Source organism: Vibrio sp. ECSMB14106 (genome assembly GCF_000972265.1).
GTDB lineage: Bacteria > Pseudomonadota > Gammaproteobacteria > Enterobacterales > Vibrionaceae > Vibrio > Vibrio kanaloae.
In genome coordinates this window covers 173,459-192,171 of sequence record NZ_LAUM01000007.1, presented here as the reverse complement: position 1 = coordinate 192,171, position 18,713 = coordinate 173,459, and the positions used below count along the sequence as shown (strand labels likewise).

Genomic DNA, 18,713 nt, shown 5'->3' with positions numbered 1-18,713 from the left:
ATTCGATAGTTAGTGGGCAACCGTTGTGCGTCTCGTTTTAGATGAATACGTTACTTTTTCGGTGCTAGTTTCGATGTTGTAACGGTAGGCTTTGCAGCCAATGGTTGGATTGAAACTGTGAGATCAGACCTCAGAGCGATATATCTTTAATGACAACCTAGCTTTCAGTGCAAACGAATTTAAAACACTCATAAGGAAGAAGGACTCTATCGAGCCCTTCTTAGTTTCGTTGATTTTAACTTAGAGTCACTTAGTGTTATTTAGATCGAACACTAAGTACGGTATCTTGCTAATGTTTTAGATAAAGACACCGATGCTTCTGTTAGCTTAGATACGCCGTTTGAAGAGTTTTGTACCACGTCTTTAATCACATTGGATTGACTACGGATATCGTTAAGTTCCGCTGCGACGGTATTCGCGACGCTACTTTGCTCATCCGCTGACGTTGCTATCTGGATACTCATGTCCATTAGAGCTTGAGCTGAATCGGCGATAGAGTTCACGTCATCACCAATATTTGAAATCAACTGGCTACTGGTTTGTGCTTGATTGACCGTTTTCTCGGTGATCTTTGCGATATTTTGACTTTCTTGTTGTAAACGTTCAATCATTGCATGGATTTCAACCGTAGCTGATTGAGTTCTGCTCGCAAGGGTCCTCACTTCATCAGCAACGACCGCGAAACCACGACCTTGTTCACCCGCACGAGCTGCTTCAATTGCAGCATTCAGTGCAAGTAGGTTGGTTTGCTCTGAAATAGCATTGATCGTTGTGATAACTTCGTTAATTTGGCTGGTGTTTACATTCAAGCTGGTAACAGAAGAAGAGGTTTGCTCAATCAAAGATGAAAGGGTGGTGATCTCTGAGATTGCAAGTTGAACTTTAGCGTGGCTGTCATTGATTTGCTGCGTATCGTGCTCAGTTTGCTCTGTTGCACGCGCGGAAATATTAGTCACTTCATTCGCAGATGCCGTCATCTGATCCATTGCTGTCGCAACAGAGTCTAGGGATGAGTTCTGGCTAATGATTTGTGTTTCGCTGCGCTTCATCTCTTTTTCGAAAGAAGCAGACGTTTCACTTAGTGAGGCTGCGCTGTGATTAACGTTATTAACCAACTCACTTAGGGTGTCCATTGAGCGATCGAGTGCACAACCAATCGTACCAAATTCATCACGGCCAGGGTGGAAACCAAGGCGTGAAGTTAAGTCACCATCACCAATCTTTTGAGTCGTTGAGTAAAGTACCCAAAGAGCGCCACCTAAGAAGGTCGCTACCCAATAACAGAAAAGACCAAAAGGCACACACCATAAAAAACTGAGTAAAAAAGAGTACAGTGCCTGCTGCTTTTGATTTTGTGTATTGATATCTGAGTTGGTGAGAGAGTAGTAGTTGCCGTCTCGCGCTAAGGCTGTTGCCGTAACCGCGCCATTCTTAAGAATAGTGGTTTCTTGAAGCTTAGATTGCTGACTCACTGAGCGAACAGAGGCCGGTGAATCTGAAGCCGCTAAAATACCTTTCAATTGATACTCGACTTGCTGTTTTTTACTAGCGTCAATTTGCTCTATTTCGTTGACGTAGTTGAGTCCGGCTAGGCTTGCCAGGGCGGCAAAAAAGATCAAGAAAATGACCCAAAACTTGTCATTAATAGACATTTTAATAAACAATTTGTCTATCGTTCGAAATTGTACTTCTTTCATAAAAACTCCACGGTAAATCCTTTACCGTGGACTCTAAATAACCGATCTCAATAAAAATGTGACAACAATCAACTAATTGTGAAAATTAATGATACCAACATGCCATTTATGAGATCTCCATCAAGTGTAATTGTTAGATATGGGTTTATTAACCTAATGAAGGTAGTAATCCCACTGAAATAAGAATTTGAGTGGCAATGATAAATACACCAACGCTGCCGGCTAAAAATAACGCTTTGCTTCCGCCTAACACTTGGTAGGTCGCTTCTGTACCTTGAGGCTTTGCTGAGAAATTCGTGTAGCGCACTTTGTATACCATCACGGTTGGTAAAAGAATTGCCAATACTGACAGTGCAATTGCAGCATAACCCAAGGCCATGATGAAACCTTGTGGATAAAATAACGCAAAACCCAGCGGTGGCAAGAAGGTGATAGCGGCTGTTTTAACGCGTTTTGCCTTGCCTAGTTTCTTGCTCAATGAATCGCCCATGAATTCAAACAAACCTAAACTAACGCCAATAAAAGAAGTCAGAAGCGCAAGATCGGCAAATACACCAACTATCACGCTTAAGTTTGATTGTTGAACGGTTTGTGACAGTGAGACTAAAAGTGCGCCTAAGCTTGTGTCTGATAGCAACTGTTCTTGGCTAACTACACCTAAAGTTACGCTCTGCCAGAATACGTATATAACCAACGGCAGTGCAGAACCAATAATCATTACCTTACGTAAAGAGCGAACATCACCATCTAAGTACCGGACGATTGATGGAATACTGCCGTGAAAACCAAAAGAGGTAAATACAACCGGAATCGCGGCAACAACAAGGCCTTGTTGTAAAGGCATGCTCATTAGGTACTGCGAAGTGATATTTGGAGCTAAGAAGCTGAGCACGATGACCATTGTGATCAACTTTAATCCAAATAAAACTCGGTTAACTTTGTCGACACTATGTGTACCAATGGTCACAACGCATGCAACCAACAGTGTGAACAAAAGCGTTGTGATTTGGCTATTAAGTTGAATGTTAGTGATTTCAGAGATGCGCTGATTAAATTGTGCACCACCACCGGCTATGTATGCCGCACATAAAGCGTAGAAGAGAAACATAACGGCGAAGCTCGCTATCCACTTTCCTTTGGTCCCTAAAATTGTGTGAGCTAAAGTATGTAGGGTGGCGTCCGATTCTGCGAATTGGTGAAGCTCCACCATTAATAATGCAGTGAAGGCCATTAGAGCCCATAACCCCAGCATTAAAAAAAGTGAAGTTGAGAAACCAATTCCAGCTGAAGCGAGTGGAAGGGCGAGCATTCCAGCACCAATTGTAGTGCCTGCAATGATCAAAGTACTACCAAAAACCTTTGATTTATTCATCGTATATAATTCTTTACGTTAAGGTGTGTTTACGTTGTAATTCTTCTAGCTTAAGAGAATAAACCCAAAGAATATCTCGATTTTTAAGTATTCTGATTGAGTTTAATTTCAAATGCAATGCTTAATGTAATTTTAAATATCCACTGTAAATATTATTGTACATGTGGTTGAGTTCGATGAGTGGAATGAAAAGGGCAAACGTTTGACTATGATCCGCTTCAAAACTTTTAGAGTAATTAGTTGTACTTAGTGTAAGGTGTTAGTACATATGTCGTTCGCGCATACCCCTTTAGCGTAACAAGCGTTAATGATCGCGAGTAGCTTCAAGCTATAAATATGGAATGGGTAAAGTAGAGTGCGTTCATCAAAGTGACATAATATAAGTCCAAGATGGTGCACTAGTTAACAGGACATTATGTCCACACCAAGGAATAGAGGGGGCACTATGAGTGACCAATCTTATAATGACGAAAGTCTTGAGTTGTTAGATGCTATGGAAATCGGCATTGATTTATCTGACTATGAGCAGACCGTTCAACAGTTGGCAGAAGAACTTTTTAAATCTTCAAACTAAGCTTTCTTAGCTAAAGATTTTGTAGTTCAACATTCTCAAATTAAACAATTCTTAAACTGAGCAAATCTCATTCGCTCACACTTCATAGCAAAACTATCCTCATTAAAGTTCGCGAAGATAAACGAGTACGTTTACCATGTTACTTAGTTCTCGATACTTTAATGAGGTTCAATGAACTTTCTCGCACACCTACACATCGCTCAACACTGTCACAGCAACTTAGCCGGTAATTTGTTAGGTGACTTCGTTAAGGGTGACCCCAATAAATACTATTCAGATTCGCTTTCTAACGGCATAAGACTTCATCGGTTCGTTGATAGCTATACTGACCGTCATGATGTTTCACGCTCTGCAAAATCTCTCTTTTCAGACCAAACAAGACGCTTTGCGCCTATTGCGCTCGATGTATTCTGGGATCATTGTTTGGTTAATCATTGGGAGAAGTTCTCGACACAATCGTTAGAGCACTTTTGTTTAGACAGTCATCAACAGATTTTTGAGCATCAAGAGTCACACTGGCCTGAAAGCTTCATTACTATTCATCATAAGATGGCAGAACAACGATGGTTGGAAAGCTATCAAGACATGTCTTCTATTGAGCTGGTATTACAGCGAATGGCTTTAAGAAGGCCTAAGCTAGGCATGTTAAAAAACTGTTACCAAGACCTCGAACGCCACTATGATAAGTTGCAGTGTCACTTTAATGAGCTATATCCAAGCGTTTTAGCGGAAGCAAACCAGTTTAGTACGCTTCAATTGATGAAAAATCAAAAGGAAAGGTAAACAGCGTAATGCAGGTTTGCTACAATCCGCGCCTATTTAATCTTTGAGCATCATACTATGTCTGAACCTACTAAATCTTTTAATCAACTTGGATTGTCTGAGCACCTTCTTACTACGCTATCAGAGCTAAATTTTACAGCTCCAACCAGTGTTCAAGAGCAAGCGATTCCGTTGGTATTAGAAGGTAAAGATGTATTGGCAGGTGCGCAAACGGGTACCGGTAAAACGGCAGCATTTGGTTTGCCTATTATTCAAAGATTAATCGAGACTAAAGACAACGTTATCCCCAACCCTAAGTTAGTTCGTGCATTGGTTTTAGTACCAACTCGTGAACTCGCACAACAGGTGTTTGATAATGTAACCAGCTACGCGAAAGGCACAGACCTGAAAGTGGTTGTGGCTTATGGCGGTGTAAGCATGAAGGTTCAAACTGACAACTTACGCGCAGGCGCAGATATCTTGGTAGCAACACCTGGCCGTTTGATTGATCATATGTTCACTAAGAACATTATGCTGAGCCAGACAGAAGTATTGGTATTGGACGAAGCTGACCGTATGCTTGATATGGGTTTTATGCCAGATATTAAACGCATTCTTTCGCGTATGAATGAAGTTCGCCAAACCCTGTTCTTCTCGGCTACGTTCGATAACAAGATCAAAGCAATTGCGTATCGCATGATGCAGTCACCAAGTGAAATTCAAGTGACGCCTAAAAACAGCACAGCTGACACAGTGACTCAGATGGTTTATCCGGTTGATAAATCACGTAAAAGTGAACTATTGGCATACTTGATCGGTTCAAAGAACTGGCAACAAGTGTTGGTATTCACCAAAACTAAGCAGGGAACTGATGCGCTCGTAAAAGAGCTTAAGCTAGACGGCATAAAAGCGGCATCAATCAATGGTGATAAGAGCCAAGGTGCACGCCAAAAGGCACTGGATGATTTTAAATCAGGCAAGGTGCGAGCGTTGATTGCAACTGATGTTGCAGCACGAGGTATCGATATTCAGCAGCTAGAACAAGTAGTGAACTACGATATGCCATTCAAAGCGGAAGACTACGTTCATCGCATTGGTCGTACTGGCCGTGCAGGTAACAGTGGCTTAGCAATCTCTTTGATGAGTCAGGATGAAGCGTACCTATTGGGTGATATCGAGCGACTACTGGATACGCGTTTGCCTCAAGAGTGGTTAGAGGGCTTTGAACCAATTCTTGAAAAAGACCTTGCCCCCGAGCGCGGTGGTCGTAGTAAGAGTCGTTCATCAGAAAAGCGCAAGATGAAAGCGAAGCTTAAGATCCATCAAAATCGTGGTAAAGCGCGTCGTTAAGAAAGGGGTTGTGCATGGCTCTTCTTCTATTAGTCTCGATGCTTACATTCCACATCTTATTAATTTTGAATAAACAATTTTAACTCTTCGTCTAATCGGTCAATCGATTTTTATCGGAAAATATTGCTGGTGTTACCATGTCGTCTATCTCTTAGGGCCGCCCCTTCGAATTTGTTCAAAGGGAGCGGTAATTGTTGGTAGGTTTGTGAGTAGGAGCATGCGCGGCTATTTTGGCTGCCACTGTTTAGATGTAACGAGGTTATCCATCACTTTGTTGACCGCTTGATGCGCTTTATCGACAATAGTGTCGATGTCATTACGATTCGCGATAAGCGGTGGAGCAAAGCCGAGGATGTCACCATGTGGCATGGCGCGAGCGATTAAGCCTTGCTCTAAACAGGCCGCCGCGATTTGAGGACCCACTTTCAAGTTTGGATCAAAGTGTGCTCGGCGGAGTTTGTCTGAAGAAAACTCCAACGCATGCAACAAGCCAACGCCACGAGTATCACCAACCAATGGATGATCGTTAAACGTCTCCGCCATGCGTTGCTGCAAGTAAGCGCCGATTTCGGCTGCGTTTTGCACCAACCCTTCACGCTCAATGATATCAAGGTTGCAGTTTGCGGCCGCTGCTCCCATTGGGTGACCGGAGTAGGTGTAGCCGTGTCCAATAGCACCCCATTGGTCGGTACCGTTTTCTAGCGCACTCCAAACTCGTTCACCTACGATCACACCGGAGAGTGGTTGATAGGCTGAGGTTAACCCTTTCGCTACTGTTATTAGATCGGGTTTCATGTCGTAGTAGAGCGAGCCAAAATCGGAGCCGAGGCGACCAAAGCCGCACACCACTTCATCCGCAATCAAGAGTACGTCGTATTTGTCGAGTACTTTGCGAATTGCTGTCCAGTACCCTTCTGGTGGTGGCACAATACCGCCAGTACCGAGCACGGGTTCTGCAATCATCGCCGCTACCGTATCTGGGCCTTCTTCCAAGATCATCGCTTCGAGTTGATCTGCACAATATTGAGAGAATTCAAGCTCAGACATACTCTCGTCTTCACGGCGATAGTAATACGGCGCCATGGTGTGCTTGATGCGCTCAAGCGGTAAATCAAAATGTGCGTGGAACAGAGGCAGCCCTGTCATTGAACCTGAAGCGATACTTGAACCATGATAGCCACGATCACGGGAGATGATTTTTTTCTTCTCTGGTAGACCACGAGCATTGTTGTAGTACCACACTAGCTTAAGTTGAGTCTCGTTCGCGTCACTGCCTGACATGCCGTAGTAGACTTTGCTCATTCCTTCAGGAGCCATTTTGATAATGCGGTCTGACAGTGTCACGAGCGCTTCGTTCGTATGGCCGACGTAAGTGTGGTAGTACGCCAGCGCTTTGGCTTGTTCATAAATAGCATCGGCCATTTCAGTCCTGCCATAGCCAATGTTCACACAATACAACCCGGCAAAGCCGTCTATCAGCTCGATGCCTTCTGAATCGGTAATGCGTATTCCGTTTCCGCTCGAGATAATTCTTCCCGAAAGCTCCCCAGCCGCATACTGCTTAAGGTGGGTTGAGGCATGAAATACTCTCTGACGATCGATCTCTAAAAGTTGTTGGGTTTTGTTGCTCATGATCCTTCTCCTCTTGGATATCCATCTTTCGTATCTTAACTGCCACTGACGGTAGGCAATGCGCCTAAGCAGCAGTATTTGATTTCACTGTATTCTTCAAAGCCGTGGCGACTGCCTTCTCGTCCAAGCCCTGACTGTTTCACGCCGCCGAATGGGATAGGGTGGCCAGTCATCTTGACCGAGTTCACGCTCACCATGCCAAACTCCAAACCACGCATGCAGCGCCAAATTTGGTGAATATCGTGACCATAAACATAGGCAGCTAAGCCGTACTCAGTGTCGTTGCTCATTTCAATCACGGTATCTAAATCTTGGTAGGGCAATACGCCTGCCACAGGACAAAAATTCTCTTCGCGATACACCGCCATGTCTGGGGTGACATCGGCTAGCAATGTCGGCGCGAAAAAGTTTTTGCCTGGTACGGGCTGATGGTATCCCGCTAACAATCGCGCGCCTTTGTCGAGTGCGTCACGCACCAAATCATGCGCTTTATCCACCGCAGCGCGATTGATCAGCGGCCCCATGGTGGTTTTTTCATCTAAACCACTGCCTAAAACGATGTGGTTCATTTCTTTGGCAAACGCTTCCAAAAACGCTTCGTACTTATCGTCAGGGACGAAGATACGGTTCGCGGCCAAGCAGTCTTGTCCTGCGGTTTGAAACTTGGCATCCACGGCGGCTTTGGCTGCTTGCTCTATATCCATATCTGGCAGCACGATGAAAGGGGCATTACCGCCGAGCTCCATACTGCATTTCTTCACGGTCTGTGCCGCGTCGCGCAGCAACAACTTACCCACTCGAGTTGAACCTGTGAATGAGAGCGCTTTGACTTTATCGGAGTGGCAAAAGGTTTGTGACACCATCACCGCATCGCCAGTAATCACGTTAAATACACCAGGTGGAAAGCAAGCTCGGTCCGCCAATTCAGCCAAGGCCAATGCGGAAAAAGGTGTTTCACTAGCGGGTTTGATAAGTACCGGACAGCCTATCGCTAATGCCGCGGCGGCTTTTCGTGTGATCATGGCATTAGGAAAGTTCCATGGCGTAATCAATGCAGCGACACCAATCGGTTCGCGCATCGTCGACAGTTGCGCATTCGGAATATGACTTGGGATGGTTTCGCCATAGTTACGTCGTGCTTCCTCTGCAAACCAACGAATAAAGGAGGCGCCGTAGTCAATCTCACCTAAAGCATCACCTAATGTTTTGCCTTGTTCCATGACCATCAAACGAGCGAGATCTTGTTTTGATTCTAGAATCAGATCGTGCCAACACATGAGAATTTCAGCGCGTTCTTCTGCTTGCATTTTTCGCCATTGACGAAAGGCTTGATCGGCTTCATCAATCGCTTGATAGAGTTGTTGTTGAGATAGCTTAGTGATGTAGCCGATGACCGTACCATCCGCTGGGTTAACCACCGGGTGAAATTGGTCACCACTTACCCATTTGCCATTTACGTACGCTAAACCTCTCACCAAACGTACATCTTTCATTATCGCCATCATGTCGTGCGAGGCTTTTAATTCCTCTGCATGTAAGCTGTGCAGTGCTGTCATGAGTCCCTCTCCCAGCATCGTGTCCATCGTTAAACTGTAGTGGAGAAGTGAACGGAATAATTTCTGATACCGAGGTTTAAACCATCAGAATTTTCTTTTCCGCATCGTTAGATATGACGAATTTTCTGGTTGCGTTTTAAGCGTATTTTCTCTTTTAGAACAAGACGTTTTGTTTGACTTCTAATTTGTCTGCATCACGTTTGATTGTTTTCATCACGATGTAAGTAAAGTAGCGCTCAATACCCACTTCCGACTCCAACCAGTTGTCGATAAGTCGCTGATATTGATCGATATCTTCAGCCTGAATTTTGAGGATGTAATCGACACCGCCACCTGTGGCATAGCAATCCGTGACTTCTGGTGAGTGTTGAACCAGTTTCTCAAAACGTTTGAATGCTTGGGCGCTGTGTTCTTTGAGCGTGACTTCAACCATCACCGACGTTCGTTTGAACAAAACATCGGTATTTATTTTTGCACCGTAACCTTCAATAATGCCTGCTTCTTCCAGTTTTTTAACACGCTCCCAGCAAGGGCTAACGGATAGGTTAATGGCCTCGGCAAGGTGAGATTTGGTGATACGGCCGTGGTCATGGAGTATTTGTAGAATTTTTATGTCGTAGCGATCGAGGCGCATAATGGTTCTCCCTGTAAAATACCAATCAGTTCCATTCGCCACAGTCTTTAGCGATCACGGCGACAGTGTCACCAGTATTCACCATGGAGGGGAAACGACGTGCAGCAAAAATACCACTACGTTGAGCTTTGTATTCGATAGGGGCGGTCCCTGTGCGCTCGGTCGAATAGATCCTCATCAAAACATCGCCTTGTTTGATGGTGTCGCCAAGCTCAAATAAGTATTCGGCGATGCCATTGTGCTGGCTTTGCACGTAGCAACTTGCATCGGGCATATCAAGTAACTTGGTTGGCTGGGTTGTTCTTTCGTAATCACCAGATAAGTTGCCTGAAAAACGTAAGAAATTGCGGATTCCACGGTCGGTATAAGCGATGGTTACTGGGGTACTGGTTCCGCCGCCTCTGAGTTCTGTGGTGACAAATATTTTGCCTTGAGATTCGACGGTAGTGTCGTACAGGCTAGTGGTGTCCATTTCGAGCAATATCATGGTGTAAGGCGCGCCAAACAGTTTTGCACCTAAGATGCATGCTTCTTCTTGGTCGAGGTTGTCGAGACGGTGGGCTGCGGCGAAAGGTACGATGTCTAGCGTTTTACCACCAGAGTGAATGTCTAATGCAAACTCGCACATGGGTACCAAGTAACGAGTAAAATAATCTGCGATCCTCTCGGTCACAGAGCCAACAGGGTTTCCGGGAAAGCTGCGATTTAAATTCCCTTTATCGATAGATGACGTACGCGAAGCATTTTGTACCGCAGGTAAGTTCATCATAGGCACAATAATAACACGGCCTTGGATTTGCTCAGCTTGAAGCGAGTTTGCTAATTTAAGTAGGCTGGTGATACCTTCGTATTCATCACCATGATTACCGCCAGTAAGTAGTGATGTTGAACCGTGACCATTCTTAATCACGGTTATAGGTATCATGATGTTTCCCCAAGCGGAGTCATCGTGGGAATAGGGTAGCGTTAAAAAACCGTGCTGTACGCCTTCTCGGTCAAAGTCTACGGTGGCTGTGATCGAGGTCTTTTGCATATCAACTCCTTCTTGTTCTTAAGCCTAGTTCACTGAACTTAAGGTTTGAAAAATTAGTGTTTAATAAATAGGTGTCGTGGAAAATCACACAGGGTTTTTGCACCATCACGAGTGATCACAATGCTTTCGGTGGTTTCTAACCCCCAATCTTCAAACCATAGTCCCGGCATAAAGTGAAATGCCATGCCTTCTTTCAATACGGTTTTATCGGTGTCTCGTAAACTCATGGTCCGCTCCCCCCAATCTGGTGGGTAGCTCATACCAATTGGATAACCACAACGCGCGCCTTCTCGTGAGAATCCTGCTTTATCGAGAACTTGGTTTAATGCATTGGCGATTTCGGCGCAGGTGTTACCGGGTTTTGCCACTTCTAAGCCTGCTTCGAGACCTAAATTTAATGCTTCATCGGCACGTTTAAACTTGTCGTCTGGTTCCCCAAGAAAAATGGTGCGAGAGAGTGGGCAATGGTAACGGCGGTGCGCCCCAGCGATTTCGAAAAAAGTACCTTCGCCTTTTTTGAATGGTTTATCGTCCCACGTTAGGTGAGGTGCAGAAGCATCAGCACCAGATGGCAAAAGGGGCACTATCGCCGTGTAATCGCCAAAATGATCTTCATGTCCGAGCACCGCTTGGCGGTTAATCTCAGCGACAAGGTGGTGTTTCGGCAACCCTGGCTCGATCATATCGAATGCAACACGGTGCATATTTTCAACAATGCGAGCCGCACGGTACATGTAAGCGAGTTCTTGATCGGATTTAACAGCGCGACACCAGTTCACCAGCCCGGTAGCATCGAGAAGTTGAGCATTCGGTAGGTGAGTGATGAGTGATTCATAGGCGGTGGCACTAAAGTAATAGTTGTCTTTTTCTACACCGATACGACCGCGATCCCAAAGATGCGGAACTAGTACGGCTTCTACCAGAAAATCCATCGGGTGTAATGGCGGGTTCATAACATAATGGTCAGGGTAATAGGTGATGTTTTCTGCCGACATATACGCAGTTCTGTACGCCCCATTTGCATCTTGGCAACGCCCAAACCAAACCGGCTCGCCAGCGGAGCCCACAACGACACATTGTGGTACATAAAAAGACCAACCGTCGTAACCTGTCAGCCATGCCATGTTAGAAGGATCGTGAATGATAAGGACATCCAATTCTCGTTCTTCCATCGACAGCCGAACTTTTGTTAATCGGTCCTGGAACTCATCCAGTGTAAAATGCAAAGCAACGCCTCTCATAATCTCTCCTTGTTAAAAGTCCGACGCCTTATGGGCCTTCGGAGACGTTGAGGTATTTCTACCTTCCACTAGGTCGATAGACCTGCGTTTAAAACTGTTGCAACTCACCACTGCGGCTGTGTTTGATTTAAACGATGTCATTTAGCATGCTTGCTGAATCTATACCTCTCATGTCAATCATTACAAGTGTGGCTCATTTTTGTGGTTCACACCGTTTTTATGATTGAAATTCCATCGATTGTTAGTTTTTAGTTACAGTTCTCATCGAGAATTAATCAATTAAAATATTGTGTCATGCATATGGTTACGCGGAGAAAAAGGGGTACTCGAGGCTTGGGGGAAATGGAGCGTTTGTAAGATCAGGTTTTTAATCGACCAATGCCTTATGTGCGATGTCTGGTGCAGCTTACGTACTCTACGTAAGCAATAATTGGTTATGTTGGACCGATAATGTGACCAGAAAATACTGGAGTATTGCTACGTTAAGTTCGACACAAATAAAAATGCGCCGTTACAGTAGGATCTGTAACGGCGCATTTTTTATCGAGTAAACTAATTTACAACCAAGATATATTCAAACATCGGTTTACTGGTGTTCTGGATTACACTTCCATACGCAAGGCACATCATAAATCAGCTCTCCAATAGATCTTGGATTCAACACCCATTCACTGTCGACATTAAACTTACTGACCATTTGTGTATTGAACAACTGCCAATGCATGTGCAAGGCTTCTTCTGGAGTTGCTTCCATTTCACCTTCGTTCCACGTACTTTCCATAAATGGTGTTAGGCACACAGCACCATGTGCATACATGATCATTTGCCACTTAACTTCATAAATATTGATCATTTTGTCTGGATTAGCATCATTATATTGTTTCGCCAGTCCATTAATTTCTTTCTCAACATCGCCAACGTTGTCGATAAAGTAATCAACTAGGTGATCTTCTTGGCGGACTGAATCAGAAATGAGCTGCATTGGTCTGCGTGAGTGAATCATGTTGCTAAAAAGGCGCATGCTAAACAAATAGATAGAAATGTTTGGTGCTACGTCTTTGGGAAGCTCTTCCATAATTCTACTAATGTAAGACTGAAAATATACGTGTAAACAATCACTTATCGCATGCCAAATTTTTTCTTTACTACCAAAATGATGGCGAATAAGGCTATGTGATACGCCTGCTTTTTCACTGATGTTTCGCAGTGATACACGATCGTAGCCAAAATCACAGAACATGTCTGCGGCAACGCTCATGATCAAAAAACGCGTCTCTTCGGCGTCTTTTGCACTTCTTCTACCTTGCTTCTTTTCGGTCATCTTCATTTCACATAATTACCTGATTACCACATTCTACACTGTTTTTACTGAAATAAAAAATACTGCACAACTGGAAAGTAAATCTTGAGAATTATTTAATATTAAATATACTGCCCATCTGTGTAATAAATCATAATAATTTAACGGAGAGACATCATGCAGTCCAATTTGTCTATCAATGCCATATCGAGCAAGCGCATGGGAGCTGTTATTGCAGCACTATTGCTCGCAGGCTCTCTAACTGGATGTGACAAAGTTCAGTCAGAGGAAAATGAGCAGGTAATCAAGCCAGTCAAGCTGTTCGAAATCCCGCAACAGACTGATATCGATCTTGATAGCTTCATTGCAAAGGTTGATGCAACCGACCGTGCGGCACTTTCTTTCCAAGTGGGCGGAGATATAGAAACCTTCGATGTTCGTATGGGGCAAGAAGTGAAGAAAGGTCAGGTGTTAGCTGTATTAGACGCGACGGATTACCGTATTGCCGTTGATGCAGCTCAAGCTAAATTTGATCTGGCGAACAGCCAATACAAACAAGCTTCTGAGTTGTATGCGAAAAAACTGGTCAGTACTGATTACTACGACCAAGCCGTGAACACCTTTACTGCCGCTGAAGTTGAGTTGGACCAAGCAAAAACAAACCTTGGCTACACTACCTTAGTTGCTCCATTCGATGGCGTAGTATCGATGGTGTTTGGAAAGCAATATCAATTGATCGCAGAAAAGCAGCCTGTACTGAATATTTTGAATCACAGTGAAATGGATGTGACGTTTTCTATTCCAGTATCAAAGCTTGAAGACCGTTCTATTCAAGATCTAACGAGCTCAAACATGTGGGTTGTGATGGACAGTCACCGCGGCATTCGTATCCCGACTCGCTTTAAAGAAATCTCAACGCAACCAGATGAAGACACCAACAGCTACCAAGCGGTTGTGTCTATCGAAAAGCCAGAAGGCATCAATCTACTTTCTGGTATGACAGCGCAAGTTGAAGTTCAAAAAAGTAAACCTGACTACGGCATTGGTATTGTGGATTCAGCTTGGTTAAACAAAGACGCAGGCCATGGTGAACTATGGCGTTATAACCCTGACTCTCAACTGATTTCTAAAGTACAAGTCCTTCTTGATGAGCAAGGCAAGGTTATCGACGGATTGTCGTCTGGCGACCTTATCGTTGAAGCAGGTGTGGATGTGTTATCAGACGGACAACAAGTAAAAGCTTGGCTTCGAGAGGGCGGTATTTAATGAACCTTTCAAAATTATCAGTTGTTGTCGCATCGGCTCTGTTACTTCAAGCCTGTAACAATGAAGCTGTACATCGTGAACAACCGCCTTTGTTGGTTTCTACCTTTGAAGTTGGCGCGCCGCTGATTAATCAGTTCAGAAGTTTTAATGGGCAGGTGATGCCAGCTGAATTGACTCCCTTGGCATTTAAGCTAGCAGGCGAGATTCAACAAGTATTAGTCGAAGCGGGCGATAACGTCGAAAAAGGGCAGTTATTAGCCACCTTAGATAATGCAACGTACGTCCAAGATCTGACTGATGCTCAATCTCAATTCAAACTGGCGAGCAAACAGTTGGCCCGTGGTACTGAGATGTTTGGCAGCGAAATGTTATCGCAATCAGAACACGACCAACTGACGGCTAACTACAAGCTCGCATCGGCGAATTTGGCGGCGGCAAAACGTAAGCTAAGTTACACAGAACTTTTAGCGCCATTCTCAGGAACTGTTTCAACTGTCGATAAGCAACGGTTCGAAAATACGACGCCTGGAGAAACACTACTGAGTGTGTACCAGAACGACAAGGTGTATGTGCGAATTCAAGTATCAGATTCGATCTTGGCGTCAATTAGCCCAGACATGCGTTCAAATAGCTATCGTCCTGAGGCGACCTTTGGCGGTCACACAGGTCAATATCCACTGACGTATCTAGAGCACACCAGTGAACTGCACCCACAATCACGTACCTACGAGTTTTGGATGCAGATGCAGCAGCCTGAGAGTGAAATTCTGCCGGGCACGAGCGTTACGGTTAATGTGGATATGGCGAAAGCGGGCCTGAGCGATGTTCAAGGCTACCAGTTACCAATGACAACGCTAGAAGCGGGCTCTGAAGCGAATCAGTTCTATGTGTGGAAAATAGAAGACGGACAAGCATTCAAAAGCGAAGTAGAAGTCGACAAGATCAGTGGCCAAGGCGCATTAATCGCTCATGGCGTTGAGCAAGGTGATCGACTCGTAAACTCGAACCTAAGAAAACTCCGTGACGGAATCCAATTGTCAGGAAAAGCAGAATGAACATCGCAGAATATTCAATAAAAAACAAAGTAATCAGCTGGCTGTTTCTAGTCATTTTGGCCATTGGCGGTGTGTCGTCTTTTGGTAATCTATCCCGTTTAGAAGACCCAGCTTTTACCATTAAAGATGCCATGATTATTTCAACTTACCCTGGCGCTACGTCAATGGAAGTTGAAGAGGAGTTGACGTATCCACTTGAAAAAGAGATCCGACAGCTGCCTTACATCGATAAGATCACATCGACCTCTTCGAACGGTATGTCTCAAATTACAGTTAGCATGAAGATGGACTACGGGCCCGACGAGCTGCCACAAATCTGGGATGAAATGCGCCGCAAGATCAACGATCTACAGCCAACATTGCCAAGTGGTGTGAATTCCGTTCAGATCATTGATGATTTTGGTGATGTATTCGGTGTGATGATCATGCTGACGGGGGACGGCTATGATTACGTTGAGCTAAAACAGTACGCAGATTACCTAACGCGTGAAGTCGAACTGGTTGATGGTGTTGGTAAAGTCAGTATTGCGGGTGACCAACAAGAACAACTGTTTGTTGAGATGTCTCTGGAACGCTTAGCCGCATTGAACCTAGACATGTCGACGGTTACGTCACTGTTAGCACAACAAAACAGTGTGGTGTCGGCAGGCGAAGTAATGCTCAATGGTCAAAGCCTAACGATCAAACCTAACGGTACATTGAGCACGGTTGAAGAGTTAGAAAACTTAATCATTCATGGTCGTGATACGGGTAACCTAATTCGCTTAAAAGATGTCGCTGAAGTGACTCGCGGTATTCAAGAAAAGCCGGGCAATGTATTAACGTACAACGGTAAACCCGCAATCAACCTAGGTATTGCATTCTCTTCAGGCGTAAACGTGGTTGAAATTGGTAAAGCACTCGATGCAGAACTTGATCGCCTAGAAAGTATTAAACCAGCGGGTGTAGAACTGAACTACTTCTACAACCAAGCACAAGAAGTGGACAAGTCCGTTGCTGATTTCTTGATCAGCCTCGTTGAAGCGGTGGCGATTGTTATCATCGTACTTCTGTTCGCGATGGGCTTACGCAGTGGTTTGATCATCGGTTTAGTACTGCTACTGACGGTGTTCGGTACGTTCATATTGATGGACTACAACGATGTTGAACTGCACCGTATCTCGCTAGGTGCTTTGATCATCGCACTGGGTATGCTGGTGGATAACGCGATTGTTGTCGTTGAAGGTATTTTGGTTGGCTTGAAGAAAGGCAAAACCAAGCTTCAAGCAGCGAAAGACATCGTCAAGCAAACACAATGGCCACTGTTAGGTGCGACCATTATCGCTATCACAGCGTTTGCTCCGATTGGTTTGTCGAAAGATGCGACAGGCGAGTTCATGGGTTCACTGTTTTGGGTACTGTGCTTCTCATTGTTTTTGAGTTGGGTAACTGCACTAACACTAACGCCATTCCTTGCCGAGATCTTGCTTAAAGAAGAAGACAAGGTTGATGAGAACGAAGACCCATACAAAGGCATTCTGTTTGTTGTATTCGGTGGGTGTCTGAAAGTAGCACTTCGATTTAGATGGCTTACTGTAGTTAGTATGGTCGCGCTATTAGCAGTTTCTGTCGTTGGTTTTGGTATGGTGAAGCAGCAGTTCTTTCCGCCATCAAATACGCCCATGTTTTACGTAGATATGTGGATGCCGGAAGGCACCGATGTTCGTGAAACGATCAAGCAGACAGAAAAAGTTGAAAGCTACATTCGCCAGCAAGACGACGTTGAGTTTGTGACAACAACGGTTGGACAGGGCATGCAACGTTTTGCGTTGACATATCAACCAGAGAAAAGTTACGAAGCGTACAGTCAGCTGCAGGTACGAACGACTGACCGAGACACCATGTTTAAAGTCCTAGAAGGGCTAGACAAGGACTTGGCCAATAAATTTGAACAACCGACGTTCCAATTTAAACTGATTGAGTTTGGCCCGTCGCCAGCTTCAAAAATCGAAGCTCGCATTAGTGGAGCAGACCCGCAGATCCTTCGCAGCATTGCTGTTGAGGTAGAAGACATCTTGTTGGCGGATCCTGGTTCTCGAAATGTGCGTCACGACTGGCGTGAACGCACCAAAGAGCTCGTGCCACTGTTTAACGAATCAAAGGCTCGTCGCCTTGGCATTTCAAAGACGGATCTGTCTGAGACTCTGCAGATGGCGTTTGGTGGTTACAACATCGGTCTACTGCGTGATGGTACGCACATGTTACCTATCGTGGCACGCCTGCCTGAAGAAGAGCGTTTTGACTTTGAATCACTGAACAATGTGAAGATTTGGAGCCCATCACTGCAAACCTATATTCCTGTAGAGCAAGTGATCGATGGGGTTGATCTTCAATGGTCTGAGCCACTGATTCAACGTCGTGACAGAAAGCGTACGTTAACGGTTCTGGCTGATCACGATGTATTGGGTGATGAAACACCAGCTAGCTTGTTTGCGAGAGTAAAACCAAAGGTTGAAGCACTCGATTTACCAGCAGGTTATAACATTAGTTGGGGCGGTGAGTACGAGAGTTCTAAAGATGCACAAGAATCGCTATTTGGTTCACTGCCAATGGGTTATTTGTTGATGTTTATCATCACTATGCTTCTGTTTAACTCGGTTCGTAAGCCATTAGTAATTTGGTTTACGGTACCACTCTCTATCATTGGTGTTTCGATTGGTCTGTTAGGTACTAATATGCCATTCAGTTTCACTGCTTTCCTAGGCCTATTAAGTCTAAGTGGCATGATTCTGAAGAACGGTATCGTATTGCTTGACCAGATCAACAGTGAGCTACAAACAGGTAAAGACCCATATTTAGCGGTTGTCGACAGTGCGATCAGTCGTGTTCGGCCGGTATCTATGGCAGCACTAACAACAATCTTGGGCATGATTCCCTTGGTATTCGATGCATTTTTCGGCTCGATGGCGATTACCATCATGGCAGGCTTAGGCTTTGCTACCGTACTAACGCTAATAGTAGTACCAGTGATGTTCGCTATTCTATATAGAATCAAACCGTCCACTTCGGGTTATTAGGGAATGATTTAAAACAGATTCTTTTAAGCCAGCCCAGTCAGTTTTGACTGGGCTTTTTTATACCTGTGATTTGTTAACACGTAAGAGTGGCAAGCGGTGACTAGGGCGTGTTGACCTTTCGTGGTTAAATTTCGTTCGAGATAAAGGTACAACGACTGACTCTCATTATTAAATCAAAACGTTGA

Annotated in this window: 14 protein-coding genes; 6 read left to right on the top strand and 8 right to left on the bottom strand. The window is 44.6% G+C overall.

The window, feature by feature from the left end; genetic code table 11:
- Positions 1–272 precede the first annotated feature (272 nt).
- Positions 273–1,697, bottom strand: a complete 1,425-nt coding sequence (locus tag WR49_RS07705; protein ID WP_017058348.1) for a methyl-accepting chemotaxis protein — start codon at positions 1,695–1,697, stop codon at positions 273–275.
- Between the two features lie 148 nt (positions 1,698–1,845).
- Positions 1,846–3,069, bottom strand: a complete 1,224-nt coding sequence (locus tag WR49_RS07700) for an aromatic amino acid transport family protein (RefSeq protein WP_046223624.1) — start codon at positions 3,067–3,069, stop codon at positions 1,846–1,848.
- Between the two features lie 445 nt (positions 3,070–3,514).
- Between WR49_RS07700 and WR49_RS21700 the strand changes: the two genes are divergently transcribed.
- The 3 genes from WR49_RS21700 (at position 3,515) to WR49_RS07690 (ending at position 5,755) form a co-directional block, all read left to right on the top strand.
- Positions 3,515–3,643: a hypothetical protein gene (locus WR49_RS21700; RefSeq protein ID WP_017058346.1), complete on the top strand. Its 129-nt coding sequence runs from the start codon at positions 3,515–3,517 to the stop codon at positions 3,641–3,643.
- A gap of 171 nt (positions 3,644–3,814) precedes the next feature.
- Positions 3,815–4,426 carry an acyl carrier protein phosphodiesterase gene (locus tag WR49_RS07695; RefSeq protein WP_046223623.1) on the top strand — a complete coding sequence of 204 codons (612 nt, stop codon included), beginning with the start codon at positions 3,815–3,817 and terminating at the stop codon, positions 4,424–4,426.
- Positions 4,427–4,483: 57 nt separating this feature from the next.
- The gene (locus WR49_RS07690) at positions 4,484–5,755 is read left to right on the top strand and encodes a DEAD/DEAH box helicase (RefSeq protein WP_046223622.1); all 1,272 of its coding nucleotides are present in this window, start codon (positions 4,484–4,486) and stop codon (positions 5,753–5,755) included.
- A gap of 225 nt (positions 5,756–5,980) precedes the next feature.
- Here the strand turns inward: WR49_RS07690 and WR49_RS07685 are convergent, their stop codons facing one another.
- From WR49_RS07685 to WR49_RS07660, 6 genes are all read right to left on the bottom strand, one after another.
- Positions 5,981–7,387: an aspartate aminotransferase family protein gene (locus tag WR49_RS07685; protein ID WP_046223621.1), complete on the bottom strand. Its 1,407-nt coding sequence runs from the start codon at positions 7,385–7,387 to the stop codon at positions 5,981–5,983.
- A 35-nt stretch (positions 7,388–7,422) separates the two neighbouring features.
- Positions 7,423–8,943: an NAD-dependent succinate-semialdehyde dehydrogenase gene (locus tag WR49_RS07680; RefSeq protein ID WP_046223620.1), complete on the bottom strand. Its 1,521-nt coding sequence runs from the start codon at positions 8,941–8,943 to the stop codon at positions 7,423–7,425.
- 154 nt (positions 8,944–9,097) lie between these two features.
- Positions 9,098–9,577, bottom strand: a complete 480-nt coding sequence (locus WR49_RS07675; protein ID WP_046223619.1) for an Lrp/AsnC family transcriptional regulator — start codon at positions 9,575–9,577, stop codon at positions 9,098–9,100.
- A 25-nt stretch (positions 9,578–9,602) separates the two neighbouring features.
- Positions 9,603–10,610, bottom strand: coding sequence for a N(2)-acetyl-L-2,4-diaminobutanoate deacetylase DoeB (gene doeB, locus WR49_RS07670; protein WP_046223618.1), 1,008 nt, complete (start codon positions 10,608–10,610; stop codon positions 9,603–9,605).
- A gap of 53 nt (positions 10,611–10,663) precedes the next feature.
- Positions 10,664–11,851 (bottom strand): M24 family metallopeptidase, encoded by a 1,188-nt coding sequence (locus WR49_RS07665; protein ID WP_017058340.1) that lies wholly within the window; start codon positions 11,849–11,851, stop codon positions 10,664–10,666.
- Between the two features lie 586 nt (positions 11,852–12,437).
- Positions 12,438–13,178: a TetR/AcrR family transcriptional regulator gene (locus tag WR49_RS07660; protein WP_017058339.1), complete on the bottom strand. Its 741-nt coding sequence runs from the start codon at positions 13,176–13,178 to the stop codon at positions 12,438–12,440.
- A 150-nt stretch (positions 13,179–13,328) separates the two neighbouring features.
- Here WR49_RS07660 and WR49_RS07655 point away from each other — a divergent pair, with 150 nt between their 5' ends.
- The 3 genes from WR49_RS07655 to WR49_RS07645 are packed head-to-tail and all read left to right on the top strand — an operon-like array spanning position 13,329 to position 18,528.
- The gene (locus tag WR49_RS07655; protein WP_046223617.1) at positions 13,329–14,417 is read left to right on the top strand and encodes an efflux RND transporter periplasmic adaptor subunit; all 1,089 of its coding nucleotides are present in this window, start codon (positions 13,329–13,331) and stop codon (positions 14,415–14,417) included.
- Positions 14,417–15,472, top strand: a complete 1,056-nt coding sequence (locus WR49_RS07650; protein ID WP_046223616.1) for an efflux RND transporter periplasmic adaptor subunit — start codon at positions 14,417–14,419, stop codon at positions 15,470–15,472. Before WR49_RS07655 ends, WR49_RS07650 begins: the two co-directional genes overlap by 1 nt.
- Positions 15,469–18,528, top strand: a complete 3,060-nt coding sequence (locus WR49_RS07645; RefSeq protein ID WP_046223615.1) for an efflux RND transporter permease subunit — start codon at positions 15,469–15,471, stop codon at positions 18,526–18,528. Before WR49_RS07650 ends, WR49_RS07645 begins: the two co-directional genes overlap by 4 nt.
- The last annotated feature ends 185 nt before the right edge of the window (positions 18,529–18,713 follow it).